Source organism: Nocardioides sp. HDW12B, from assembly GCF_011299595.1.
In the GTDB taxonomy this organism is placed as follows: Bacteria; Actinomycetota; Actinomycetes; order Propionibacteriales; family Nocardioidaceae; genus Marmoricola_A.
Map to the genome: position 1 here is coordinate 1,583,268 of NZ_CP049867.1, position 25,070 is coordinate 1,608,337.

Annotated in this window: 18 protein-coding genes; 12 read left to right on the forward strand and 6 right to left on the reverse strand. The window is 73.1% G+C overall.

Annotated elements, in window-relative coordinates; translation table 11 throughout:
* The first annotated feature begins 32 nt into the window (after nucleotides 1–32).
* The gene (gene hemQ, locus G7072_RS07445) at nucleotides 33–740 is read left to right on the forward strand and encodes a hydrogen peroxide-dependent heme synthase (RefSeq protein ID WP_166085017.1); all 708 of its coding nucleotides are present in this window, start codon (nucleotides 33–35) and stop codon (nucleotides 738–740) included.
* A gap of 294 nt (nucleotides 741–1,034) precedes the next feature.
* Here the strand turns inward: hemQ and msrB are convergent, their stop codons facing one another.
* Nucleotides 1,035–1,454, reverse strand: coding sequence for a peptide-methionine (R)-S-oxide reductase MsrB (gene msrB / locus G7072_RS07450; RefSeq protein ID WP_166085019.1), 420 nt, complete (start codon nucleotides 1,452–1,454; stop codon nucleotides 1,035–1,037).
* A gap of 108 nt (nucleotides 1,455–1,562) precedes the next feature.
* Here msrB and G7072_RS07455 point away from each other — a divergent pair, with 108 nt between their 5' ends.
* The 4 genes from G7072_RS07455 (at nucleotide 1,563) to G7072_RS07470 (ending at nucleotide 12,184) form a co-directional block, all read left to right on the forward strand.
* The gene (locus tag G7072_RS07455; RefSeq protein WP_166085021.1) at nucleotides 1,563–2,663 is read left to right on the forward strand and encodes a DNA primase small subunit domain-containing protein; all 1,101 of its coding nucleotides are present in this window, start codon (nucleotides 1,563–1,565) and stop codon (nucleotides 2,661–2,663) included.
* Between the two features lie 168 nt (nucleotides 2,664–2,831).
* Nucleotides 2,832–3,542, forward strand: a complete 711-nt coding sequence (locus G7072_RS07460; RefSeq protein ID WP_166085023.1) for an FkbM family methyltransferase — start codon at nucleotides 2,832–2,834, stop codon at nucleotides 3,540–3,542.
* A gap of 102 nt (nucleotides 3,543–3,644) precedes the next feature.
* Nucleotides 3,645–7,364, forward strand: coding sequence for an AAA family ATPase (locus tag G7072_RS07465; RefSeq protein ID WP_166085025.1), 3,720 nt, complete (start codon nucleotides 3,645–3,647; stop codon nucleotides 7,362–7,364).
* Between the two features lie 197 nt (nucleotides 7,365–7,561).
* Entirely contained in the window at nucleotides 7,562–12,184 is a 4,623-nt protein-coding gene (locus G7072_RS07470; protein WP_166085027.1) for a hypothetical protein, read from the forward strand.
* Between the two features lie 143 nt (nucleotides 12,185–12,327).
* Here the strand turns inward: G7072_RS07470 and G7072_RS07475 are convergent, their stop codons facing one another.
* A complete protein-coding gene (locus G7072_RS07475) occupies nucleotides 12,328–12,873 on the reverse strand; it encodes a hypothetical protein (protein ID WP_166085029.1) in 546 nt (181 codons plus the stop codon).
* Between the two features lie 79 nt (nucleotides 12,874–12,952).
* Between G7072_RS07475 and G7072_RS07480 the strand changes: the two genes are divergently transcribed.
* Nucleotides 12,953–13,411 carry a diadenosine tetraphosphate hydrolase gene (locus G7072_RS07480; RefSeq protein WP_166085031.1) on the forward strand — a complete coding sequence of 153 codons (459 nt, stop codon included), beginning with the start codon at nucleotides 12,953–12,955 and terminating at the stop codon, nucleotides 13,409–13,411.
* Between the two features lie 18 nt (nucleotides 13,412–13,429).
* Here the strand turns inward: G7072_RS07480 and G7072_RS07485 are convergent, their stop codons facing one another.
* Nucleotides 13,430–14,203 (reverse strand): MerR family transcriptional regulator, encoded by a 774-nt coding sequence (locus G7072_RS07485; RefSeq protein WP_166085033.1) that lies wholly within the window; start codon nucleotides 14,201–14,203, stop codon nucleotides 13,430–13,432.
* Between the two features lie 512 nt (nucleotides 14,204–14,715).
* Here G7072_RS07485 and G7072_RS07490 point away from each other — a divergent pair.
* Nucleotides 14,716–15,408: a DUF4241 domain-containing protein gene (locus tag G7072_RS07490; RefSeq protein WP_166085035.1), complete on the forward strand. Its 693-nt coding sequence runs from the start codon at nucleotides 14,716–14,718 to the stop codon at nucleotides 15,406–15,408.
* On the opposite strand, the gene G7072_RS07495 is transcribed toward G7072_RS07490, so the two are convergent.
* Together G7072_RS07495 and kstR are read right to left on the reverse strand one after the other, a co-directional pair.
* Nucleotides 15,398–16,501, reverse strand: coding sequence for an ATP-dependent DNA ligase (locus tag G7072_RS07495; RefSeq protein ID WP_166085037.1), 1,104 nt, complete (start codon nucleotides 16,499–16,501; stop codon nucleotides 15,398–15,400). The two genes, G7072_RS07490 and G7072_RS07495, sit on opposite strands and share 11 nt — an antisense overlap.
* 127 nt (nucleotides 16,502–16,628) lie before the next feature.
* On the reverse strand, nucleotides 16,629–17,243 hold the full coding sequence (kstR, locus tag G7072_RS07500; protein ID WP_166085039.1) for a cholesterol catabolism transcriptional regulator KstR: 615 nt from the start codon (nucleotides 17,241–17,243) through the stop codon (nucleotides 16,629–16,631).
* A gap of 186 nt (nucleotides 17,244–17,429) precedes the next feature.
* Between kstR and G7072_RS07505 the strand changes: the two genes are divergently transcribed.
* The 3 genes from G7072_RS07505 to G7072_RS07515 are packed head-to-tail and all read left to right on the forward strand — an operon-like array spanning nucleotide 17,430 to nucleotide 20,536.
* The gene (locus tag G7072_RS07505; protein WP_166085041.1) at nucleotides 17,430–18,686 is read left to right on the forward strand and encodes a glycosyltransferase family 4 protein; all 1,257 of its coding nucleotides are present in this window, start codon (nucleotides 17,430–17,432) and stop codon (nucleotides 18,684–18,686) included.
* Nucleotides 18,687–18,737: 51 nt separating this feature from the next.
* Nucleotides 18,738–19,457 (forward strand): methyltransferase domain-containing protein, encoded by a 720-nt coding sequence (locus G7072_RS07510; RefSeq protein WP_166085043.1) that lies wholly within the window; start codon nucleotides 18,738–18,740, stop codon nucleotides 19,455–19,457.
* Complete coding sequence (locus tag G7072_RS07515; RefSeq protein ID WP_166085045.1) at nucleotides 19,454–20,536, forward strand: prenyltransferase; 1,083 nt, start codon at nucleotides 19,454–19,456, stop codon at nucleotides 20,534–20,536. Before G7072_RS07510 ends, G7072_RS07515 begins: the two co-directional genes overlap by 4 nt.
* On the opposite strand, the gene G7072_RS07520 is transcribed toward G7072_RS07515, so the two are convergent.
* On the reverse strand, nucleotides 20,523–21,215 hold the full coding sequence (locus G7072_RS07520) for a class I SAM-dependent methyltransferase (RefSeq protein WP_240917192.1): 693 nt from the start codon (nucleotides 21,213–21,215) through the stop codon (nucleotides 20,523–20,525). The genes G7072_RS07515 and G7072_RS07520 overlap by 14 nt on opposite strands.
* Nucleotides 21,216–21,307: 92 nt before the next feature.
* On the opposite strand from G7072_RS07520, the gene G7072_RS07525 reads away from it, so the two are divergent.
* Together G7072_RS07525 and G7072_RS07530 are read left to right on the forward strand one after the other, a co-directional pair.
* Entirely contained in the window at nucleotides 21,308–23,440 is a 2,133-nt protein-coding gene (locus G7072_RS07525) for an acyl-CoA dehydrogenase (RefSeq protein WP_166085047.1), read from the forward strand.
* Between the two features lie 106 nt (nucleotides 23,441–23,546).
* A complete protein-coding gene (locus G7072_RS07530; protein WP_240917193.1) occupies nucleotides 23,547–25,070 on the forward strand; it encodes an aldehyde dehydrogenase family protein in 1,524 nt (507 codons plus the stop codon).

Here is a 25,070-nt window from a genome sequence, read left to right on the forward strand (position 1 = left end):
GGAATCCCCGGCGCCCCTGTGAGACTGGCCCCATGAGCGAGCACACCCCCAACCGCGGCAAGCGGGCCAAGGACCTCAACGACTCCATCCGCTACACGATGTGGTCGGTCTTCAAGCTGCGCGACGTGATCGGGGACGCCGACCGCGAGGCCGAGGCCCGCGAGGTCGAGAAGCTGCTCGAGGAGATGGGCGACACCGTGGTGGTGCGCGGCCTCTACGACGTGGCCGGTCTGCGCGCCGACGCCGACCTGCTGGTGTGGACCCACGCCGAGTCCTCCGACGACCTGCAGCAGCACTACCACCGCTTCCGCCGTACGGCGTTCGGGTCGCGCTTCGAGCCGGTGTGGTCGCAGATGGCCCTGCACCGGCCGGCGGAGTTCAACCGCAGCCACATCCCGGCGTTCCTGGCCGACGAGGAGGCGCGGCAGTACGTCTGCGTCTACCCGTTCGTGCGCTCCTACGAGTGGTACCTGCTGCCCGACGAGGAGCGGCGCGCCCTGCTGTCCGAGCACGGCCAGATGGCGCGTGACTACAAGGACGTGCGCGCCAACACCGTGGCGTCGTTCGCGCTCGGCGACTACGAGTGGCTGCTGGCCTTCGAGGCCGACGAGCTGCACCGCATCGTCGACCTCATGCGCCACCTGCGCGCCTCCGGCGCCCGCCGCCACGTCCGCGAGGAGATCCCCTTCTACACCGGCCGTCGTCGCGAGGTCGCCGAGCTCCTCGCCGACCTCCCCTGAGGGGCGGGCCCCTGTCGGTTTCACTAGGTACCTAGTGAAACCGGCGCTTCCCGAGCGAAACATCGCTCGGGAAGCGCCGGTTTCGTTCGGGGAGCCGCCCCATTTTCCCGCTCGTACGACGCCGCGCGCTCGGCCTGGGCGGGTGACAGCGAGCTGCCCGGTCCGTCCGGCCGCACCGAAGACGTGTGCCGAGAGGCACCCTGCTTCCCGAGCGAAACCGGCGCTTCCCTGACGAAGCATCGTTCGGGAAGCGCCAGTTTCACTAGGTACCTGGTGAAACCGGCAGCAGACCCCTCAGCTGTCGGCGGGCTCGTTCGCCGGCTCCAAGGTGAGGCTGATCGAGTTGATGCAGTAGCGCTGGTCGGTCGGGGTGCCGTAGCCCTCACCCTCGAAGACGTGACCGAGGTGGGAGCCGCAGGTGCCGCAGCGGACCTCGACGCGCTTCATGCCCATCGAGCGGTCCTCGATGTACTCCACCCGGTCCTCGGCCAGCGGCGCGAAGAACGACGGCCACCCGCAGTGCGAGTCGAACTTGGTGTCGGAGCGGAACAGCTCGGCCTGGCAGGCCCGGCAGCGGTAGACGCCCTCGGTCTTGGTGTCGGTGTACTCGCCCACGAAGGGCCGCTCGGTGCCGGCCTTGCGGAGCACCTGGAACTCCTCGGCGGACAGCTGCTCGCGCCACTCCTGGTCAGACTTCTCAACGGCGTATCCCATGCCCTCCACGGTACTGACGCGGTCCAGCGCGCGATCGTGTGCGCCCGAGGTCACCGGGTGGCACCGGATGCACACGATCCTGTCGCCGGGCCGTGCCAGAGTGAGCCCATGGCGTCGAAGGCAGCGCAGGTGCAGGCGGGCGGGCGTGAGGTGCGGGTCAGCAGCCCCGACCGGGTGGTGTTCGAGGAGACGCCCTGGGCCCCGGCGGCCACCAAGCTCCAGGTCGCGGAGTACTACGTGGCCGTCGAGGACGGCATCATGCGGGCGCTGCGCGACCGGCCGACGGCGCTCGAGCGCTGGCCCAGCGGCGTACGCGAGGGCATGGAGCTGTCCACCGGGCGCGCCGGCTCGGGCTCCTACGACAAGGCCGAGGCGTTCTACTCCAAGCGCACGCCGAAGGGCGCGCCGGACTACCTCGAGGAGGTCGAGGTCACCTTCCCCTCGGGGCGTACGGCGAAGGAGATCTGCCCGACCGAGATCGCCACCGTGGCGTGGGCCGCCCACATGGGGACCATCACCTTCCACCCGTGGCCGGTGCGTCGCGCGGACGTCGACCACCCCGACGAGCTCCGCATCGACCTCGACCCGCAGCCCGGCACCGACTTCGCCGACGCGGCGCGGGTCGCCCTCGCCGCGCGGGACCTGCTGACCGAGATCGGTCTCGTCGGGTTCCCCAAGACCAGCGGCAACCGCGGTGTGCACGTCTACGTGCGCCTCGTCCCGGAGTGGGACTTCGTCGACCTGAGGCACGCCGCGATCGCGTTCGGTCGCGAGCTGGAGCGGCGTACGCCGGGGGTGACGACGGCGTGGTGGAAGGAGGAGCGCGGCACGAACATCTTCGTCGACTACAACCAGAACTCCCGCGACCGGACGATCGCCAGCGCCTACTCGCTGCGCCCGAAGCCCGGCGGGCCGGTCTCCACCCCGGTCGAGTGGGAGGAGCTGGAGGGCCTGGACCCCCGCACCCTCAACCTGCACACCGTGCCCGACCGGCTCGCCGAGCGCGGCGACGCCATGGCCGCGATCGACGAGCACCCCGGTCGCCTCGACACCCTGCTGCAGATGTACGCCGACGACATCGCCGGCGGCCTGACCGACATGCCCTACCCGCCGGACTACCCGAAGATGCCGGGGGAGCCGCCGCGGGTCCAGCCCAGCAAGAAGGTCGCCGAGCACTGGGACGAGCACGGCAACCGCGTCGACGGCTGACCGCTCCGGGCCGGACGCCCGTGCCGTAGGATCCCGCGCACGTCACACCCGTGACCGCCTGAGATGGGGAGCTCGATGAGGAAAGCCACGCGGCAGGCAGGCGATGTCGCTGTCCGGATGGTCGGCGGCGCGGGGTACCACGTCGGCTCCCGGGCCAGCACCGCGGACGTGCGTGACCTGATCGACCGCCTCCACCCCGTGCACGGCGGGTCGGACCTGGTCCGGCTGGGCCCGGACGCCGATGGCGGGTACCTCGTGCCGGACGACCTCGAGGGGATCACCAGCGCCTTCTCCCCAGGGGTGTCGACGGAGTCCGGCTTCGAGGTGGACCTAGCCGCGCGCGGCATGCAGGTCTTCCTCGCCGACCACTCGGTCGAGGGGCCCGCGCAGCCGCACCCGCAGTTCGTCTTCGACAAGAGGTACGTCGGCTCCCTGACCGATGACACGTTCTTCACGCTCAGCGACTGGAAGAACGCCAGGCTTCCGGGCGACGCCGGGGACCTCCTGCTGCAGATGGACGTCGAGGGCGCCGAGTACGAGACGCTGCTCGCGACCCCGACCGAGCTGTTGGCGCAGTTCCGGATCATGGTCATCGAGTTCCACTACCTGCACGAGCTGTTCAGCCGCTCGTTCTTCGGTATCGCTTCGCGTGTGTTCGACAAGCTGCTGCAGACGCACGCTGTCGTCCACATCCATCCGAACAACTGCTGCGGATCGGTCAGGAGCGGTGGTCTGGAGATCCCGCGCATCGCCGAGCTCACCCTGCACCGTCGCGACCGCATGAGTCAGGCGGAGCCGTGCCGGACCTTCCCGCACCCCCTGGACCGCGACAACACCGCCAAGCCGACGCTCCCGCTCCCGGCCTGCTGGCACGCGTAGCCCTCGCAGGTCCACCGTCCGCGGAGCATAGGCACCGTCGCCGCGCTGCCTTAGGCTCCAGACGTCGTCACGCGACGAGGGGCACGGGTGGAGGAGCGCGAGGTGGACCGCAGTTCGTCCGGTGTGGAGGAGCACTCCGTCAACCGGCTGCTGCCCGGGGACAACCCCCAGGCCTACCTGCCGGGTGACCGGCGGACGGCGCTCGCCCGCGGCGAGGACCTGCCCCGACGGACCACCGGCTCGGCGGTGTTCGTCGACATCTCGGGGTTCACCCCGCTGACCGAGGCCCTGGCCACCGAGCTGGGAGCGCGTCGGGGCGCCGAGGAGCTGACGGCCACGCTCGACCGGGTGTTCTCCGCGCTGCTCGAGCGGCTGCACGTGTGGCGCGGCAGCGTCATCTACTTCAGCGGCGACGCGGTGACGGCCTGGCTGGACGGCGACGACGGTCTTGGCGCGGTGGCGTGCGCGCTGGAGATGCAACGGGTCATGGACGGCGTGGGACTGGTGCGCACCCCGCAGGGGCGTGAGGTCCGGCTGGGCGTCAAGGTGGCCGTCGCCACCGGACCGGTCCACCGCTTCGTGGTGGGCGACCCCGACGTGCAGCTCGTCGACGTCCTGGCCGGGTCGCTGACCGAGTCGCTCGCGTCGGCCGAGCAGGTCTCGGAGTCCGGCGACGTCGTCGTCGACGCCGGGGCGATGGCGTCCCTGGGGGATCGGGTCGCGATCGCTGAGCTGCGCGCCGGCGAGCACGGCCCGGTCGGGGTGGTCGCGGGCCTGACGGTGGCGGCCTCCGACCCGGGTCCGGCCTCCGCCCCGCCGGTGCTGTCCGAGGACCTCGTCCGGCCGTGGGTGCTGCCCCCGGTGTGGGAGCGGATGGCTGCCGGACGCGGGGAGTTCCTCGCCGAGCTCCGACCGGCCGTGCCCGTGTTCCTGCGCTTCGGCGGCCTGGACTTCGAGGCCGACGACTCCGCTCCCGAGCGGCTCGACCGCTTCGTGCGACGGACGCAGCGGATCCTCGCCACCCACGGCGGCTACGTCCTGCAGCTCACGATCGGCGACAAGGGCGCCTACCTGTACGCCGTGTTCGGCGCCCCGGTGGCCCACGAGGACGACGCGGCGAGGGCCTGCGCCGCCGCGCTCGAGCTGCTGGCCGACGAGGAGCCGCTGACCGTCACCGACCTGCAGGTCGGGATCGCGAGCGGTCGCCTGCGCAGCGGCACCTACGGCCACCGGCAGCGGCGTACCTTCTGCTGCCTCGGCGACGCGGTGAACCTGGCGGCGCGGCTGATGAGCAAGGCACCGACCGGGTCGGTCTGGGTGCACGAGGACGTCGCGCGCGCGACCGGCACGCGGTTCGCCTGGCGGGCGCTGCAGCCGTTGACGCTCAAGGGCAAGACCCGGCCGGCCGCCGCACGGGAGCTGCTGGGACGGGCCCAGCGGGTGCCGGCTGCGCGGCGCTCGTCGGAGGACGGCCCGGCCGCGGTCCCGCTGGTGGGCCGCGCGGAGGAGACCGCCCTGCTGCACGCCCGGTGGCAGGAGGCCCAGGAGGGGCGGGGTCACACGGTCGTCGTGCAGGGAGAGGCGGGCACGGGCAAGTCGCGTCTGGTCGCCGAGGCGGTCCGGGCGTGGGAGCGGGCCGGGGTGACGGTGGCCTCGGGCGAGGCTTCGGCCGTCGCGGGTGCGGCCTACCTCGGCTGGCGCGACGTGTGGGCCGAGCTGCTGGGGGTGGACCCGTCGGACGCGACCCCGGCGTCCGTCACCGCGGCCGTCGCCGCCCTCGACGCCGGGCTCACGGCCCGCACGCCGTTGCTCCAGGCGGTCCTCGGGGTCCCGCTGCCCGACTCCGACCTCACCGGCTCCTTCGACGCCGAGCTGCGCAAGACCTCGCTCGAGGACCTGCTGTCGCGCCTGCTCCGCGCCCGGGCCGCGACCTCGCCGCTGGTCGTCCACCTCGAGGACGCGCAGTTGCTCGACCCGCTCTCGCGCGACCTGCTCGCCGTGCTGGCCCGAGTGGCCGCCGGGCTCCCCGTGCTTCTGCTCGTCACCGCACGTCCCGACGGCACGGCGTACGCCGGGATGCCGGTGACAGCCACACGCGCGACGGACCTGGTGCTCGAGGGGCTGCCGGAGGACGCGGCGCGCGAGCTCGTGACCGCCCGGCACCGGACCGTGTCCGGACGGAACCCCGGCGCCGAGGTCGTCGACCTGGTCGTCACGCGCGCCGAGGGCAACGCCTTCTACCTCGAGCAGCTCGTCGACTACCTCGCCGCGCGGGCCACGGAGGGCGCCGACGAGGACCCCGAGGCCGACGACCTGCCCGCGAGTCTGCACAGCCTGGTGCTGAGCCGTATCGACACCCAGCCGGAGGGACCGCGCCAGTCGCTGAAGGTGGCGAGCGTGCTGGGTCGCTCCTTCGCGTCGCGCCTCGTGGCCGGCACCTACCCCGACCTGGGCGACGACGACGAGGTCGACGGCCACCTCCTCGCGGTGTCGTCGACGCGGCTGGTGGCCCCCGAGGACCGGGCGGCGCGCACCTTCGCCTTCGGCCACTCGGTCACCCGCGACGTGGCCTACGAGTCGATCCCCTACGCGGTCCGCACGGTCCTCCACGGTCGCGCCGGAGACGCGCTGGAGGCCGAGCCGGACGGTCCGGTGCGCTCCCTCGACCTGCTGGTGCACCACTACGGCCACAGCGACGACCTGGCCCAGCAGCGCCGCTACTTCGTGCTCGGCGCGGAGAACGCGCGCAGCACCTACGACATCGACCGGGCCGTCGACCTGCTGGAGCGTGCGCTGCCGCTGGTCGAGCCCGTGGACCGCGCGCCCGTGCTGCTGTCGCTGGCCGAGGCCCTGGAGTCTCGCGGCGACTGGGCGGGCGCGGAGGACGCCGTCTCCCGCGCCCTCGACGCGGCCGAGGACGTCGGCGACGACCGGTCCGCGGCCCGGGCGAGGGTCGCGCGCGCCGAGCTCGACCGCAAGCAGGGCCGGTACGCCGACGCGGCCGCCGGGCTGGACAAGGCGGAGCGAGGCTTCGCCGACCTCGACGACCGGGCGGGCCGCGCCCGGGTGCTGCACCTGCGCGGGACGCTGGCCTCGCAGCAGGGCGACCCGGCAGCGGCGCGGGCGGCGTACCAGGAGAGCCTGCAGCTGCGGCAGACCGAGGGCGACGCCGAGGGCGTCGCGGCCATGCTGACCAACCTGGCGCTCTGCGCCGAGGACGAGGGCGACCTCGACGGAGCGGAGCGGATCGGCCGCGACGCGCTCGAGCGGCTGCGCACCCTGCGGGACCGCAAGACGGAGTCGGTGGCGCTGATCAACATGGGGATGCTGGCGCTCGCACGTGACGACCTGTCGCTGGCACGGGAGCGCTTCGGCGAGGCACGGGAGCTCGCCGAGCTGATCGGCGACCCGTGGATGGTCGCGATCGTCGGGCACAACCAGGGCAACGTCGACCGCCAGGTCGGTGAGCTCGGCACGGCCGCCGGGCACCTCCGCGCCTCGCTGGAGGCCTACGCCGAGCGCGACGACCGGTGGTACCTCGCCCAGGTGCTCGAGGACATCGCCCTGTGGCTGCTGACCGACGGCGGCACCGGCACGGAGGCCCACGACCACGGGGCCGTCGCGCTGGTGGCAGCGGCCGGGGCCGTGCGAGCCGAGATCGGGGCCCCGCGGTTCGCCTCGGCGGAGAACGAGCTGGAGGACGCGCTCGCGCCCGTCCGTCGTCGTCGCAGCGTGACGGCGCAGGCCGACGCGCTCGAGGCCGGGGAGAGCTGGACACTCACCGAGGCCCTGGACGCGGCACGACGGCTGCTGACGGTCTGAAGGGGCCCCGCACGTCCGCGTAGCCGGCGGTGTCCCTTTGCGTCCGGTTGGTGCCGATGGGCGAGTAATTCGGGACGGAGGTCACTCCGACAAGCGGGACACACCGGGTTAGGTTGACCGCGCCGAACCGGGTCGGCGCCCCTCGCGGGCGCCCCAGGGCTGAGGGGGGCTCGGAGGCGACCCGGAGGAAGTGCCTCATGGCGCGTGCAGCGAGTCCCGTCCCTGCGACCTCCCGCGAGCGGTGGGCGCGGAGGACGACGGTGCCGGCGGCGCTGGCCTCGCTGCTGCTGGGCCTGCTGACCGTGGTCGCCCTCCCCGCCCCTCCGGCGACGGCCGCGACCAGCGTGTGGAGCGCTGCCGTGGTCAACACGGCACCCACCACCATCTCGAACGTCCAGGACGGCAGCGAGTCGGCGGCGCAGTTCACCTACCGCTCGGTCGACGGGGGCTTCGGCGAGCAGACGTGGGACTTCAGCAGCGTGTACGACCCCGGCGCCGAGATCCCCGAGGAGGCCAGGGTCCAGGTCCCCTGGAGCTGGCAAGGCTTCCATGCGTACTTCAACGTCACCGCCACCCTGAGGGCCTACACGGTCATCGGCGGCGTGAAGGTCTACCAGGACCAGCCCCTGGTCAGCGCGGGCCCGAGGAGCTGCTGCGAGACACCGTCCGCCGGGTTCAGCTACGGCGGCGTGGCGACGTTCTCGCTGCTCGCCGGCCAGGAGTACGGCTTCGAGGTGTCCGGCTCCAACGGCGACTCGAACAACACGCTGAGCGGCACGTTCACCCTCAGCACCCGCCCGTACCTCGAGAGCCTGGGCGGCGACAACCGGCAGTGGACCAAGGCGACGGACCTCATCGCCGCGCGGCCGGCGGGGGACCAGAGCGGATCGGCGCAGGACAAGCTCACCGAGTCGGGCGAGTCGCGCTGGTTCCGCGTGCCCGTCATCCCGGGCCAGACCGTGAGCGCGACCCTGACGGGCCTGCCGAAGGACTACGACCTCGCGCTGTACGGCGACATCGGCAAGGCCCTCACGAACCTCACCGAGAGCCCCGACCTCACCGCACTCGCCGCCAGCGCCACCGCGGGCACGGCGGGCAACGGCTCGCAGGTGCCGGAGTTCCCCGAGGGGATCGTCGAGGGCACGATGGGACCGGCCCTGAAGCCGGGGCCGAGCTTCGCCCCGCGTGCCTACGCGCCTCGTGCGTACGCGCCTCGTGCCTACGCGCCTCGTGCGTACGCCCCGCGCGCCTATGCGCCTCGTGCGTACGCCCCGCGCGCCTACGCGCCCGCGACGTTCGACCCGGGCATCACCTCCAACGCTGACTTCCAGCAGGCGTTCAGCACCGCACAGGACCAGAGCCTGATCGCCGTGTCGGCCCGGTCGGGCCGCGGTGGGGAGTCGGTCTCCGCACGGTCGGGCAACACGACCGGCTTCTACTACCTCCGGGTGCAGGGCCACGGGGCCGACGACTTCTCCGGCACCGACGCGTTCACCGTGTCCGCCACGCGTTCGGGCGGCGCGCAGTGCGCCGGCGTGAGTGACTCGGCGGCGAGCGGCTGGGAGGGGCAGGCACCGACGAGCCACGGCTCGCAGACGATCGTGCTCACCGACTCCACCGACTTCCAGGGCACCGACCCGACGACGAGGCAGGCGCTGCTCGACGCGCTCGACGACCTCGCCAGGTCGACCTCGGTCAAGGGCACGGTGCTCGACCTCGCGCAGTCGCCGCGGGTGCAGGCCCTCAAGGCCCAGGTCGACGGCAAGCTCGGATGCCCCTACGCCGTGAACCTCGTCGCCGACGCGGTCGACGACCTCGTCGACGAGCGACGGACCCCCGACACGCGGTACGTCGTGGTGGCCGGCGGCGACGACATCGTGCCGTTCTTCCGCTACCCCGACCTCTCGGGCCTCGGCCAGGAGAGCCAGTTCAAGGACACGATGAAGTCGGGCACGCAGGCCGGGGAGAGCCTGGCGCAGGACCAGCTGCTCAGCCAGGACGCCTACGGATCGCAGACGCAGGTGACGATCGCCGGGGCCACCCTGCCCGTGCCGGACCTGGCGGTCGGCCGCCTGGTCAAGTCCCCAGAGGACATCATCGCCACGGTCGAGCACTACCTCGAACCGGACACGCGGCCGATCCGCCCGACCGGCTCGCTGGTCACCGGCTACGACTTCCTCGCCGACGCGGCCCACGCCGTCAGCAACGAGTTCGGCCGTGCCATGGACGACGGCGACGCTGCCACCACCGAGCGCAAGGACGAGCTGATCACCGAGCCGGGGGTGCCGTACCCCCAGTCGTGGGACGACGACGAGCTGCGCACGGCGCTCCTGGGCTCGCGCCACGACCTCGTCTACCTCGCCGGCCACTTCAACGCCAACGAGACGCTGACGGCGAACTTCACCGACACGTTCTCGGCGCGCGAGCTCGAGCCCGCCCCCGACAAGCCGCTCTACCTCGAGGACACGCTGGTGCTCAGCGCCGGCTGCCACTCCGGCTACACCGTGGTGCCCGGGGAGCAGAACGAAGCCAACGCCGACACCTACGACTGGGCGCAGGCCATGGCGCAGCAGCGGGCGCTCCTCATCGGCGGCACCGGCTACCAGTACGGCGACACCGAGTTCCTCGAGTACAGCGAGCGCATCTACCTCAACATCGCCCGCGAGCTGCGACGCGGCACCGGCCCGGTCGCCGTCGGCGAGGCGTTGATGGCGGCCAAGCGGGACTACCTCGCGTCACTCTCCAGCGTCACCGGCATCGACCAGAAGGCCGTCATGCAGGCCACGATGTACGGCCTGCCGATGGCTGCGGTCGACGCCCCCCGGCGCACCGGGGACGACCCGTCCTCGGTCCGGCCGACCTTGCAGCGCGCACCCGCCGGCACACCCGGGGCAGGGCTCGGTCTCGACACCGCCGACGTCGACTACGCCACGCCCACCGACGAGGGATCGCGGAGGACCGACCTGAGCGCCTACGGCGCCGGGCTGCCCGGCGAGCTGACCTGGCTCAACGGTCGCGACGGGGTCTCGGTCTTCCCCGGCGAGCCCGTGCTGCCGAAGCAGGTGGAGGACGTGACGGCGCCGAACACCGTCCTGCGCGGCGTCGGCTTCGTGTCGGGCACCTACCGCGACGACACGCGCAAGGTGCCGCTGACCGGTGCCCCGGCCGTGGAGTCCAGCACCCCGCACACCGGCTTCGAGTCGCTCGTCTCCTTCCCCCAGCGGCTGGCCACGCCCAACTACTTCGACACGCTCGTGCGTTCCTCGGGAGCCGGGCGGACGTCGCTCGTGCTGACGCCGGCGCAGTACCGCACCGAGGCGGCGAGCGCCGACGACACGGTCCCCACGAACTCCCGCCGCGCCTACTCCCGCATGGGCTTTCGGCTCTTCTACGCCAACGGTGCGGAGACCTTCGCCGGGAACGCCCCCTTCCAGGCCGCCGCTCCCTCGATCTCGGACGTCTCCGGGACGACCGTCGGGCGCTCGGTCACCGTGTCGGCCAGGGTCACCGGCGACCCGTCCGCCGGGGTCCAGGAGGCCTGGCTGACCTGGACGGGAGAGAACCCCGGCGACACCGGGCACGGACGTTGGCAGTCACGGCCGCTGGAGCAGGACGACCTCGACTCCACCCTGTGGAGCGCCACCTTCCCGCTCCCCGCAGGTCAGAGCGCGGCAGGCTTCCGCTTCCTGGTCCAGGCCGCGAACGGGGTCGGCGCCGTGTCGCTGGACGCCGCGGAGGGCAACGGGCACGGGCTGACCGAGGCGGGGGTCGACGGAGCCACGGTCGACCTGAGCGGCATCTCGGACGTGTCCGAGTTCGACGACATCGCGGCACGCGTGACCGGCTCCTCGGGCACTGTCCTCGGTGGTCGCGGGGTGTCCTTCACCCTCACGCGCGGCCCTCTCACGCTGACGTCGGTGGGCACCACCGACGACGACGGCGTCGCCCGGATGCCGACGCCGCTGGTGGACGGGACCACGGACGTCCTCGAAGGGCTGCCCTCGGGCGCGGTCCACCTGAAGGTCGCGGTGCTGCCGCCGACCGGCAGCACGTTGCTGCCCGCGGCGCCCGTCGAGACCGACCTGGTCATCGGGGGAGCGACCGTGACGCTGACCCCGACCGCAACGGGCTCGGCGATGACCCGGGCGGGCTCGTCGTACTCCGGCGGGACGACGGCGACGGTGACCGACGCGCGGGGCCCGGTGCCCGGCGCCGTCGTCACCTTCGGGTTCCCGGAGTCGGGGCCCCGAGCCGGGTTCCCGGTGCCGGGCTCGCCCGCGTCGGTGAGGTCCACGTGGACGGGGACGACCTCCTCGTACGGCGCGGTGACGGCTCCCGCACCACGCGCGGGCACCCTGGTCGGCGGGTTCGACCTCACGGTGGGCACGCCCGGGGCGACGGCGGCCACCCGCCGCCACACCGCGCAGTACGCCTTCACGGCGTTCGGGTCGCCCGTCAGCCGGGACAAGGTCTCCACGAACGCGTCCGGCACGGTGCCCCTGAAGGTGTCGGCCCTGGACGCCGCCGGACGGAAGGTCCCCGACGCCGAGGCGGCGGCGCTGGTGTCGGCCAGGAGGGTGCGGCTCAGCTGGACCCGGACCACCGGCAGGGTCGGCGCGGCGTCAGGGTCGACGGACACCCTGGCGCGCTACCTGGCGGACAAGGACTTCTTCCAGGCCGACCTGAAGCCGTCGAGCCTCGGCTGGGGGAAGGGCACCTACCAGGTGCGGGTGGTCGTGCTCGACCGCGTTCCCGCCGCGAGCGGCATGCCCACGCTGCACCTGGGGGCGAGCGGCACCGTGACGATCGCCGTGTCGTGACGGTCGGTGCCGGTCGGGGGATGGCTCAGTCGCGCCGGAAGCGCTGGGTGAGCCACTCACCGAAGCGGAACGCCGCGATGGGCACGATCATGAGCACGACGAGCATGACCACGAGCAGTCCGAGCAGCAGGATGCCTTCCACGTCAGACCCCGCTGATGCCCTCGGGGCCGCCGGCCTGCTCGTCGAACGTCTCGTGCTCGATGAGGTGCAGGACGGGGACGCCGAGCTTGCGGCGGGCTCGTGAGGTCCAGTCGAGGTGGAAGAACTCGGCCACCACGTGCGAACGGGTCAGCACGATGACCTCGGCGGCGTCGACCGCCGTGGCCTTGGCGACCAGGGCGTCGATCGGATCGGCGGTCACGATGTCGCCGGTGATCTCGGCGTCGAGGGCCGAGAAGGCGGCGACGGACGCCCGCACCTCGGCGCGGGCGTGGTCGAGGAGGTCGTCCTGGATGCCGGCGAGGTCCTGGCTGTCGAAGGCGACCGGCGTGGCCATCATCGTCTCGCCGGTCGACAGCGAGCCCATCGCGGACTCGACGCGGGCGGCGGCGTCCTCGACGGGCAGCAGCAGGTGGTAGCGCAGCGGCGCGGGGGCGTCGTCGTGCAGGCCGCGCACCTGGCGGGCGTCCTGCTCGGAGAGACCCTGCTCGGCCAGCAGCACCACGTCGTACGTCGTCGACTCGGTCATGGGTCCAGGGTAGTGGGCCCTCACGCCGGTCGGCGCGCCCCGTCGACGCAGACCCCGGCCGACTGCGAGGGTCGGCTGCGTGGACTGGAGAGCGGACCGGATCGGATCGGCCCTGAGGGGTGAGAACCCCACCGTGCTGGCGCGGCTGCCCGGTGCCTTCGCCGTGATCGGCGACGTGCAGTTCCTGCCCGGCTACTGCGTGCTGCTGGCCGACGACCCGGCCGCCACCCGACTCTCCGACCTGGCGCCCGCCACCTGCGCGGCGTACCTGACCTCGATGGCACGCCTCGGTGCCGCCGTCGAGAGGGCCTGTGCCGAGCTGGATCCCGCCTTCTCACGGGTCAACCTCGAGATCCTCGGCAACACTGATCCGTTCCTGCACTGCCACGTCTGGCCCCGCTACACCTGGGAGCCCGACGACATCCGGCCCGGGCCCGTCTGGCACCACCCGCGGGAGAGGTGGTCCGACCCGACCACGGCGCTGGGGGAGCGGCACGACGAGCTGCGCCGCCGCATCACGGCCCACCTAGGCATCTGACCGGGCATCTGACCGGGGTCAGGTGCCCTCGGCGAGCGGGGTCTGGAACGACCAGAGGTGTCCCTCGAGGTCGCGTGCGGAGTACTCCCGGTAGCCGTAGGGCTGGTCGACCGGCGGGTAGGCGATGCTCGCCCCGGCCGTCGACGCGCGCTCGTGGTGGGCGTCGACGTCGGGCACCGCGACCGCCAGCGAGGCCGTGACGGCGCCCTCGGTCGAGAGCGGGGAGAACATCCGGTGCTCGGGCGCCTCCCGGTGCAGCCACACGACACCGTCGCCCACGTGGATCTCGCCGTGGACCACCCTGTCCCCGTCGGAGGAGAGCGTGCCGGGCGCCAGCCCGAACGCGTGGACCAACCAGTCGTGGGCAGCGGCGATGTCACGGTAGACGAGCAGCGTGATGCGGCGCGTGGGGACGGTCTCGTCGTCCGGCATGCCCCTCAGCAGGTCCAGCAGCGCGGGTGCCGCCGGCTGGTCGCCGCCGAGCAGACGGTCCTCGACCGAGCGGACGCGCTCGCGCTGCCGCGCCAGGCCGGCGAGGCGATCGTCGAGGTCCGCGAGGTGACGGCGCGTCAGGCTGGCCAGGTCGGCGGCGTCCGGGTCCACCTCGGCCACGGGCGTCCCGAGCTCGCGCAGCAGCCGGATGCGGTAGAGCCTCTCGAGCGCCGCGTCGTCGTAGCGTCGGCGCCCGCCGGTGTCGCGCGCCGGGCTGAGCAGCCCGAGCTCCTCGTAGTAGCGCAGCGTGCGCTCGGTGAGCCCGGTGCGCCTCACCATGTCCCCGATCGTCATGTCCATGGACGTGACGCTAGGACCTCACGTGACGTGAGGAGCAAGGCCTCGGACGCGACGGAGCTCTGCGCCGTGCGTCGCAGCGGGACGTTCCTCCGGCGGCGGGTGTTGCGCGAGCGGATGCACACGCTCATCCTCGACGTGTGAGGTGGACCCGCGGCGCCGTCGTCCTCGGCATCCTCCTGCTCCTGGGCGGCTTCGCCGTCGGTGTCGCACCCCGGACGGTCGAGCACGGAGGTCAGGAGGTCCGGTGCGGGACAGTGCTGCTCGCAGCCGGGGCCGGGGACCCCAGCGTCGCCGACGGAGGATCGGCGGGTGCCGATCCCGACAGCCTCTGCACTGAGGAGACCGCCGGCGCGCGGAGGATCACCTGGGGACTGCTCGCAGCAGGCGGCTTGATCGCGCTGTCCGGCTGGACGGCCGTGCGTGAGGGCGCAGGAGCGCGGGACCGGGGCCGTGCCCTCGACGCAGGACGAAGACGCTGAGGCCTCGGTGCGGTCTCGGCCATGATGGGCGGCATGGCGGACGACGACTTCCACGCGCTGACGGTGGGGTCCCTGACCCAACCTGACGGAACGACCGTGACCCTCGAGGTCCGCGACCTCGGCCGGCTCGCGGTGCCCTCCGGGCGCCTCGCGGCCTGTGACCCCTTCGTGCAGCTCGAGAGACCGTTCGTCACGCCGGTCCGTCCAGGCAGCTACCCGGTGCGCGTGACGCTGGCCGACGTGTCGGAGCAGCAGGACGGAAGTCACGTCAGGGAGGCCTTCCTGAGCGTGGTCACGGGCGAGGGGACGGTCGCAGTGGTGGAGCCCGCCGGCTCGGAGTCCGAGGGCGCACCGCCGGACGGCGAGTGGTTCGTCGTCGGCGTCGACGCGGGGACGGTGGCGGTCGTCGACGCGTCAGCGATCGGTCCGGGCATGCCCGAGGACCCCGGCAGCTGGTACGACGAGGTGTTCGACTCCGGCCGCGCGGACTCCTGGTTCGCGTCGATGGACGCCGAGGACGACTGCCCGGCCGGCACGGCCAACGTCCGGCTCCCGCGGGCCGCGGACGGCGGGAACCTGGTCCTGAGCCACTCCGGCTGGGGCGACGGCTCCTACCCGGTGGTCGTCACGCGCGACGCCGACGGCGGGATGCTGGGGGTGCACCTCGACCTGCTGGTCGTCAGCCCTGGTGCGACCAGCACCCCGCCGGACGGCGTCAGCCGCTGAGGACCTCGTCGAGGTCGTAGGACACCGGCTCCTCGAGCTGCTCGTAGGTGCAGGACGAGGGCTCCCGGTCGGGCCGCCAGCGCTTGAACTGCGCGGTGTGGCGGAACCGCTCGCCCTCCATGTGGTCGTAGCCGACCTCGACGACGCGCTCGGGCCGCAGCAGCTGGAAGGACAGGTCCTTGCCGGCGTTCCAGCGGCTCACGTTGGCCTGGGCCGCCTTGCCGCCCGAGGCGGTCACCTCCGACCACGCCCCCCACGGGTGGTCCTCGGGCCCGCACACCAGCGGCTGGAGCTCGTCGTACAGCTCGCCGCGGCGCTTCTCGGTGAACGACGCCGACACTCCGATGTGGCGCAGCGAGCCCGCGTCGTCGTACAGCGCGAGGAGCAGCGAGCCGAGCAGGGGCCGCTCCTCGGTGGAGTTCTTGTGCAACCGGTAGCCGGCGACGACCACGTCGGCGGTGCGGTCGTGCTTGATCTTCAGCATCGCCCGCTTGTTGGGCTCGTAGGCGCCGCGCAGCGGCTTGGCCACCACCCCGTCCAGCCCCGCGCCCTCGAACTGCTCGAACCACTGCTCGGCCACCGCGCGGTCGGTGGTGGTGCGCGTCAGGTGCACGCCGTCGGGCGGCGACGACAGCGCGGCCTCCAGCCGCTCCCGGCGTACGGCGAGGGGGTGCGTGCTCAGGTCCTCGTCGCCGAGCGCGAGCACGTCGAAGGCGACGTAGCGCGCCGGTGTCGTCTCGGCCAGCATGCTCACCCGCGACTCGGCCGGGTGGATGCGCTCCTGCAAGGTGTCGAACTCCAGCCGACCGTCGTGGGCGACCACGATCTCGCCGTCGAGCACGCACCGCTCCGGCACGCCGGGGGAGCGGAGCGCGGCGACCACCTCGGGGAAGTAGCGCGTCAGCGGCTTGGTGTTGCGACTGGCCAGCTCGACCTCGTCGCCGTCCTTGAAGACCAGGCAGCGGAAGCCGTCCCACTTCGGCTCGAACAGCAGGCCGGGGTGCTCGTCGTCGGTGAACGTCGCCGGGTCCGGCACGCCCTTGACGGACTTGGCGAGCATCGGCTGCACGGGCGGCATGACGGGCAGGTCCATGGCGAGAGCGTACGACGGCGCGCGGGTCGCCTGGGTCTCGACAACGGTCGCTGCGCGACCTGCTCGACCTCCTACGGAGTCTCGACAACGGTCGCTGCGCGACCTGCTCGACCAGCGCGACCAGCGGTCAGCGCAGCAGCAGGTGGATCGCGGTGTCCATGTGCTTGGCGACGTCCTGGGCGCTGGCGCGACCGGTCACCCACTGCACCAGGGCCGCGAGCCAGACGTCGCCGATCACCTTGGTGATCGCGATCTCCTCCTCGGTCGGCTCGTGGCGCTCGAACGTCTCGTCCGGGTCCGCCATCGCGCGCATCAGCAGCCGGGTGACCTGCATGCCGACGGCGTGGATCTCGGTGGCGACCGAGGCGTCGGCGAACATGAAGGCGCGGGTGAGGGCCTCGGTCAGGTGCGGGTCCTGCTGCAGGGTGCGCGTGGTGCGGCGCAGCACGTGCGTGACGCGCTCGGCGGGGGTGTCGCCGGGCACGACGCGCTTGTCGATGCCGGTGTTGGCGCGCTCGAACTCGCGGCCCAGCGCGGAGACCAGCAGGTGGATCTTGGAGGGGAAGTAGCGGTAGAGCGTGCCGAGGGCGACGTCCGCCTGCTCGGCGACCGCGCGCATCTGCACCGCGTCGAAGCCGCCCTTGGTGGCCAGCGCGATGGTGGCGTCGAGGATCCGGGTGCGTCGCTCCCGTTGGGCGCTCGAGCCCAGGTCGTCGTGGGTCAGTGAGTTGGTGCTGCTCATCGGAGCGACCCTTCCACACGGTGCGGGGGACAGATCGAGGGCTGGAGCCGGTGCGGACCCGTCCGGGCCCCGTCGTAGGCTAGCACCGGCTGAGCGTAGAATCGGAACACGTTCCAGTTTTGTCACGGTCGGGCTGCACCCCGACGGGCGCACCACACCCGAGAGGCCGCACCCCCCTTGAAGCCGTTGAGAATCGCGCTCCTGTCCTACCGCAGCAAGACCCACGTCGGGGGTCAGGGCGTCTACCTCCGCCACCTCTCGCGCGAGCTCGTCGCGCTCGGCCACGAGGTCGAGGTCTTCTCCGGCCAGCCCTACCCCGAGCTCGATCCCGGCGTCGGCCTGACGAAGGTGCCGAGCCTCGACCTCTACCGCGAGCCGGACCCCTTCCGGGTGCCGAGGCTGCGCGAGTTCCGCGACCTGGTGGACGTCTACGAGTTCCTCGCGATGTGCACCGCCGCCTTCCCCGAGCCGCGGACCTTCGCGATCCGGGTCGCGAAGGTGCTGCGCGGTCGGCGCGACGACTTCGACGTCGTGCACGACAACCAGACGCTGGGCTTCGGGATGCTGCGCATCGCCGAGGACCTGCCGCTGGTCACGACGATCCACCACCCGATCACCTTCGACCGTCGCGTCGACCTGGCCCACGCCTCGGGTCGCAAGAAGGCCAGCCTGCGCCGCTGGTACTCCTTCCTGCGCATGCAGGGCAAGGTCGCCCGCCGTCTGCCGCAGATCCTCACCGTCTCGGAGAGCAGCAAGCGCGACATCGCCCGCGACTTCGGCGTGGACCCCGAGCGGCTCCAGGTCATCACCCTCGGCGTCGACGAGGGCTTCCGCCCGCCGACGGGCCCGCGCGTGCCGGGCCGGCTGCTCGCGATGGCCTCGGCGGACACCCCGATGAAGGGTGTCGCCACCCTGCTCGAGGCGCTGGCCAAGCTGCGCACCGAGCGTGACGTGTCCCTGGTCCTCGTGACCCGCCCGTCGCCGGGCGGGCGCACCGAGCAGCTCATCGAGCGTCTCGGCCTCGAGGACTGCGTCAGCTTCGTCTCCGGCGTCTCCGACGCCGAGCTGGTCGAGCTCATGGGCTCGGCCGAGGTGGCCTGCGTGCCGTCGCTCTACGAGGGCTTCTCGCTGCCCACCGCCGAGCTGATGGCCTGCGCCACCCCGCTGGTCGTGAGCCGCGCCGGGGCGATCCCCGAGGTCGTCGGCCCCGACGGCGAGTGCGCCGACCTCGTCACCCCCGGCGACGTCGGCGAGCTGTACGACGCCCTCGGCGCGCTCCTCGACGACCCCGAGCGCCGGGCGCGCATGGGCGCCGCGGGACGCCGCCGCGTCGAGGAGCTGTTCAGCTGGCGGGCGGTCGCCGAGGCGACCGCCGCGGCGTACCAGCAGGCCGTGGACCGGCACGCCGGGACCACCCCGACCACCGGCGCCGACGCGCGCTGACCCCGCACCACCACCGAACCGAACGACGACCACCCACGTGAGGAAGTGCCGATGCTGACCGTCGACTTCGACCGACTCGGGCTCCGCGCCGGAGAGCGGGTCCTGGACATGGGCTGCGGCGCCGGCCGCCACGCCTTCGAGATGTACAAGCGCGGCGCCGACGTCATCGCGCTCGACCAGGACGCCGACGAGCTCGCCACGGTGAGCGAGTGGTTCGCCGCGATGCGCGAGGAGGGCGACCTGCCGCTCGGCGCCGAGGCCGACGTCAAGCAGGGCGACGCGCTCAACCTGCCCTTCCCCGACGGCGACTTCGACCGGGTCGTCGCCTCCGAGGTGCTCGAGCACATCCCCGACGACGACGGCGCGATCGCCGAGCTCGTCCGCGTGCTGCGCCCCGGCGGCACCATCGCCGTCACCGTGCCGCGCTGGCTGCCCGAGAAGGTCTGCTGGGCGCTCAGCGACGCCTACCACGAGGTCGAGGGCGGCCACGTCCGCATCTACCGCGGCAGCGAGCTCGTGACCAAGCTGGAGGCGGCCGGGCTGCGCTTCACCGGTCGCAACCACGTCCACGGCCTGCACTCGCCCTACTGGTGGCTCAAGTGCGCCGTCGGCGTCACCAACGACGACCACCCCGCGGTGAAGGCCTTCCACAAGGTCCTCGTGTGGGACATCGTCAAGCGTCCCCTGCCGACCCGCCTGGCCGAGAAGGTCCTGGACCCGCTGCTGGGCAAGAGCATGGTGCTCTACCTGGAGAAGCCCGAGAAGGCGTGAGCTCCGCCGTCCCGCACGTCCCCGGGGTCCTCGACGCCGCTGCGGTCGAGGCCACGGCCGCCGCCGTCGCGCGCGTGCAGCAGCCCGACGGCGGCGTCCCGTGGGCCGTCGGCCAGCACATCGACGTCTGGAACCACGTCGAGAGCGCCATGGGGCTGCTCGTGGGCGGACAGCGCGAGGCGGCCGAGGCGGCGTACGACTGGTGCCTGCGCACGCAGCGCGCCGACGGCTCCTGGCCGATGAAGACGGTGGGCGACACCGTCGAGGACGCCAGCGGCGAGACCAACATGTGCTCCTACCTCGCAGTCGGCGTGTGGCACCACTGGCTGCTGCTGAAGGACCTGGCCTTCGTCCGTCGCACCTGGCCCGCCGTGCGCGCCGGGCTCGACTACACGACGGCCCTGCAGCTGCCGTTCGGCGGCATCGCGTGGTCGCAGCAGGACGACGGCGTCGTCAACCGCGAGGCCCTCGTCGCCGGCAGCTCGAGCATCTACCAGGCGCTGCGCGCCGGCCTCGCGCTCGCCGACCTGGTGGGGGAGCCGCGTCCCGCGTGGGAGCTCGCCGCCGGGCGACTGCGGCACGCCCTCGAGAGCCACCTCGAGCAGTTCCTCGACAAGTCCACCTTCTCGATGGACTGGTACTACCCGGTGCTCGGCGGACCGCTGCGCGGCGAGGCGGCGCGCCGGCGCCTCGACGCCCGGTGGGACGACTTCGTCGTGCCGGGCCTGGGCGCCCGCTGCGTCGACACCAACCCCTGGGTGACGGGCGCCGAGACGTGCGAGCTCGTGCTCGCGCTCGACGTCGCCGACGACACCCGTGCGCTGCAGGTCTTCGCCGACATGCAGCACCTGCGGCACCCCGACGGCCTCTACTGGACCGGCTGGGTCTTCGGTGACGACGTCAACTGGCCCAACGAGCAGACGACGTACACCTCTGCCGCCGTGATCCTGGCCGCGGACGCCCTCTCGCGCACCACCGCGGCCTCGGGGATCTTCCGCGGCGACGGCCTCGGACCGCACCCGGCCCCGCTGGCGCTGCACTGCGCGTGCAGCCCCGACCAGGTCCTCACCTCGGGCTGAGACGGTCCCCGGCCTGGCCGCGGGTGCGGCGCAGTGCCCGCATCGAGCCCTGCACGCCGACCTCGTCGAAGCCGTTCTCCAGGGCCCGCAGGTAGATCTCGTACGGCGGGCGCCCGCCGTCGGCCGGGTCCGGGAACACGTCGTGGATCAGCAGCAGCCCGTCGGGGCGCACCCACGGCGCCCACGACTCCAGGTCGGTGTGCGCAGGCTCCTCGCCGTGGCCGCCGTCGATGAAGAGCAGGTCAAGCGGGGTGCGCCAGTGGCGGGCCACGGTGGCGGACCTGCCGACCACGGCGACGACCTCGTCCTCCAGCCCCGCGGCGGCGATGGTGCGCCGGAAGACCGGCAGGGTGTCCATCAACCCGGTGGCGGGGTCGACCAGCGTGGGGTCGTGGTGCTCCCAGCCGGCCTGGTTCTCCTCCGAGCCCCGGTGGTGGTCGACGGTGACCGCCGTCGCGCCGGTGGCCCGGGCCGCGGCCCCGAGCAGGATCGCCGACTTGCCGCAGTAGGTGCCGACCTCGAGCAGGGTCGCGGCGGCCCCGTCGGAGCCGCCCTCACCGGCCTGCACGGCGTGCGCGTGGAGGAAGCGGCCCTCGTCCTCGGGCATGAACCCGGTCGCGGCGCGGAAGGCCGCCAGCAGCTGCTCGTCCAGGGGCTGGGTCACGGAGGTCTCGGGCACCGCGCCAGCGTAGGGGGCGCGGGCCCTCGCTCCACGACGGCCCGACCGTGCGAGAATCTGGAACACGTTCTACTTCGAACCCGGGAGTGACCATGGCGATCGCGTTGACCGACGACCAGCGGGCCCTGGCGGACGCCGTGCGCGAGTGGTCCGCCTCGCTGGAGCCGTGTGCGCTGGTCAAGCGCTCCGAGACCGAGGGCCCCGACGCGTTCGCGCCGGCCGCCAAGGGCGTGGCCGAGCTCGGTCTCGCCGGCATCGCCCTGCCCGAGGACCTCGGCGGCGGGGGAGGGACGGTCCTCGACCTCGCGGTGGCGGTCGAGGCCGCCGCCGAGGCCCTGGTGCCCGGCGCGCTCGTGACGACCGCTGCCGCCGCCCTCGTCGTCGGTGGTGACCTCGCCCGCGACGTCGCCGCCGGCACGGCCACGGTCGCGGTCGGGCTCGGCCCCAGCACGCTGACGGACGCGGGCCGCGACGGTGCCGACCTGACCGGCGAGGCCACCCGCGTCTGGGGTGCCGGGGTCGCCACCCACGCGCTGCTGCCGACCGCCGACGGCAGCTGGGTCCTCGTCGACGCGGCGTCGGCCGAGGTCGAGGCCGGGGACCCCCTCGACCTCGCCGGCCGGACCGGGACGCTGCGCCTGCACGGCGCCCCGGCGACCCCGGTGCAGGTCGACGCCGCCCGGCTGGACCGGCTGCTCGTCACCCTCGCCGCGGCCGAGGCGTCCGGCATCGCGCACTGGTGCGTGCGGACCGCGACGGCGTACGCCCGGACCCGTGAGCAGTTCGGTCGCCCCATCGGCTCGTTCCAGGCCGTCAAGCACCTGTGCGCGCGGATGCTCGAGGCCGCGGAGTCCGCCACCGCCGCCGCCTGGGACGCCGCCGGCTGCGCCGACGACGCCGGGCAGGAGGACGCCGAGCAGCACGCGCTCGCCGCCGCTGTCGCCGGGGCGAGCGCGCTCGACCTCGCCGTCGACACCGCGCACGACGCCATCCAGGTGCTCGGCGGCATCGGCTACACCTGGGAGCACGACGCCCACCTCTATCTGCGCCGTGCCCTGACCACCCGGCTCGTCCTCGGGGGCTCCGACCGGTTCCGCCTCGCGCTGGCCGACCTCGCCCGCGCCGGCGTACGGCGTCGGGTCCACCTGCCGCTCGGCCCCCGCGCTGAGGAGGTACGTCGTGAACTCGCGCAGACGATCGCCGAGGTGACCGCAGCGCCCGTCACCGACCGGCAGGCCGCCCTGGTCCGCACGGGTCTGCTCATGCCGCACTGGCCGGCCCCCTACGGTCGCGACGCCGACGCCGTGGAGCAGCTCGTCATCGACGAGGAGCTGGCCCGCGCCGGTGTGGAGCGACCGAGCCTCTTCATCGGGGCCTGGGCCGGGCCCACGATCGTGGCGCACGGCACCCAGCAGCAGAAGGACCGCTTCCTGCCGCCGACGCTGAGCGGGGAGATCACCTGGTGCCAGCTGTTCAGCGAGCCGGGGGCCGGCAGCGACCTCGCCGCGCTGCGCACCCGCGCCGACCGGGTCGAGGGCGGCTGGGTCCTCAACGGCCAGAAGGTCTGGACCTCCGTGGCCGCCGAGGCCGACTGGGCCATCTGCCTGGTCCGCACCGATCCGGAGGCCGCCAAGCACCGCGGCATCAGCTATGTCCTGCTCGACATGACCACCCCGGGCATCACGATCCGGCCGTTGCGCGAGCTGACCGGCGAGGCGCTGTTCAACGAGGTGTTCCTCGACGACGTGCACGTGCCCGACGACTGCGTGGTCGGCGAGGTGGACGGCGGGTGGCCGCTCGCGCGGACCACGCTGGCCAACGAGCGCGTCGCGATCAGCGACAGCTCCTTCGGCGTGAGCGTCGAGCGGGCGCTGGCGGCGGCGGGCGACGACCCGTCCGCCCTGGTCCGTGAGCGCCTCGGCGGCGCCGTGGCCGAGGCCGGGCTCAGCAAGGCGCTGGGGCTGCGCGCCACCCTGCGCACCCTGGCCGGGGCCGGTCCGGGGCCGGAGTCCAGCGTGCAGAAGCTCGTCGGCGTCCGGCAGCGGCAGGACTCCGCCCAGCTGGCGCTGGACCTGCTGGCCGGCGACGTGCTGAGCGGCACCGAGCAGGGCCGGGCGGCGGTGCACGAGGCACTGGTGACCCGCTGCCTGAGCATCGCGGGCGGCACCACGCAGGTCCTGCTGAACATCGTGGGGGAGCGGATCCTGGGTCTCCCGCGGGACTGAGCGAGGCAGGCGTCGGCGTGCCGCCGACGACACGCCGGTAACGAGTTGGCCACGTGGCACCCCCTGAAGGGGGTTGCAGCGGGCTCGACCGCAGTAGGGTGCCCGCATGGTGGAAGGGATCTACGTCCAGGGGGAATGGGTCCGGTCCGCGACCGACGGCACGAGGGAGATCCGGTGCCCGGCCGACTCCTCGCACGTCCGTGACGTCGTCGAGGGCACGTCCGAGCACGTCGACGCCGCGGTCGCCGCCGCCCGCGCCGCCTTCGACGACGGTGCCTGGAGCACGTCCTCGCCGCTGGAGCGCGGCCGCATCCTGCACCGCGTGGCCGACCTGCTCGAGCGGGACAAGGCCGCGGTCGCCCGCGCCGAGACCCTCGACACCGGCAAGCGCCTCGTCGAGAGCGAGTACGACGTCGACGACGTGGTCGGTGTGTTCCGCCACTACGGCAACCTCGCCGGCGAGAATGCGGGCCGGGTGGTCGAGACCGGTCGCTCCGACGTCGTGAGCCGCGTGGTCACCGAGCCGGTCGGCGTCTGTGCGCTCATCACGCCGTGGAACTACCCCCTGCTGCAGACCTCGTGGAAGGTCGCGCCGGCGATCGCCGCGGGATGCACCTTCGTGCTCAAGCCGAGCGAGCTCTCCCCGAGCACCGCCATCCTGCTCATGGACCTGCTGACCGAGGCCGGCGTCCCGGCCGGTGTGGCCAACCTCGTCACCGGCACCGGGCAGGACGTCGGCGTGCCGATGGTGGCGGACCCGCGAGTCGACCTGGTGTCGTTCACGGGCAGTCTCGCCGCCGGTCGCAGCATCATGGCGTCGGCCAGCGACACGGTGAAGAAGGTCGCCCTCGAGCTGGGCGGCAAGAACCCCAACGTCGTCTTCGCCGACGCCGACCTCGAGTCGGCCCTCGACATGGCCACCACCGCGGTGTTCCTGCACAGCGGCCAGGTCTGCTCGGCCGGCGCCCGGCTGATCGTGGAGGAGTCCATCCACGACTTCTTCGTCGACGAGGTCGTCCGCCGGGCCGGTCTCATCGTCGTCGGCGGGCCCTTCGACGACGCCGCCGAGACCGGTGCGCTGATCTCCGCCACCCACCTGGCCAAGGTCGAGGACTACGTCGCGGCCGGCCTCGCGGAGGGCGCCGTGCTGCGCTGCGGCGGCGCCCGTCCCGACGACGCGGCACTGGCTGACGGGTTCTTCTACCTCCCGACGGTCCTCGACGGCTGCCGCACCGACATGTCGGTCGTGCAGGAGGAGTCCTTCGGGCCGGTGCTGACCGTCGAGACGTTCCGCGACGAGGACGAGGCGGTGCGGCTCGCCAACGACAGCATCTACGGCCTCGCCGGTGCGGTCTGGACCCAGGACGCCGGCAAGGGACAGCGCGTCGCCGGTCGGCTGCGCATGGGCACGGTCTGGATCAACGACTTCCACCCCTACGTGCCGCAGGCCGAGTGGGGCGGCTACAAGCAGTCGGGCAACGGCCGCGAGCTCGGCCACCACGGTCTGGCCGAGTACACCGAGACCAAGCACGTCTGGCACAACATCGCCCCGGCCCCGCAGCGATGGTTCCCCAGCAGCGAGCGCCCGGACCCCCGGGCCGGCGCCGCGACCACCCCCCAGGAGGCATGA

What these genes read in the sequence shown, in the direction of transcription:
- hemQ (WP_166085017.1), top strand. Translation starts at nt 33, where the DNA reads ATGAGCGAGCACACCCCCAACCGCGGCAAGCGGGCCAAGGACCTCAAC.
- msrB (WP_166085019.1), bottom strand. Translation starts at nt 1,454, where the DNA reads ATGGGATACGCCGTTGAGAAGTCTGACCAGGAGTGGCGCGAGCAGCTG.
- G7072_RS07455 (WP_166085021.1), top strand. Translation starts at nt 1,563, where the DNA reads ATGGCGTCGAAGGCAGCGCAGGTGCAGGCGGGCGGGCGTGAGGTGCGG.
- G7072_RS07470 (WP_166085027.1), top strand. Translation starts at nt 7,562, where the DNA reads ATGGCGCGTGCAGCGAGTCCCGTCCCTGCGACCTCCCGCGAGCGGTGG.
- G7072_RS07475 (WP_166085029.1), bottom strand. Translation starts at nt 12,873, where the DNA reads ATGACCGAGTCGACGACGTACGACGTGGTGCTGCTGGCCGAGCAGGGT.
- G7072_RS07485 (WP_166085033.1), bottom strand. Translation starts at nt 14,203, where the DNA reads ATGGACATGACGATCGGGGACATGGTGAGGCGCACCGGGCTCACCGAG.
- G7072_RS07490 (WP_166085035.1), top strand. Translation starts at nt 14,716, where the DNA reads ATGGCGGACGACGACTTCCACGCGCTGACGGTGGGGTCCCTGACCCAA.
- G7072_RS07495 (WP_166085037.1), bottom strand. Translation starts at nt 16,501, where the DNA reads ATGGACCTGCCCGTCATGCCGCCCGTGCAGCCGATGCTCGCCAAGTCC.
- kstR (WP_166085039.1), bottom strand. Translation starts at nt 17,243, where the DNA reads ATGAGCAGCACCAACTCACTGACCCACGACGACCTGGGCTCGAGCGCC.
- G7072_RS07510 (WP_166085043.1), top strand. Translation starts at nt 18,738, where the DNA reads ATGCTGACCGTCGACTTCGACCGACTCGGGCTCCGCGCCGGAGAGCGG.
- G7072_RS07525 (WP_166085047.1), top strand. Translation starts at nt 21,308, where the DNA reads ATGGCGATCGCGTTGACCGACGACCAGCGGGCCCTGGCGGACGCCGTG.
- G7072_RS07530 (WP_240917193.1), top strand. Translation starts at nt 23,547, where the DNA reads ATGGTGGAAGGGATCTACGTCCAGGGGGAATGGGTCCGGTCCGCGACC.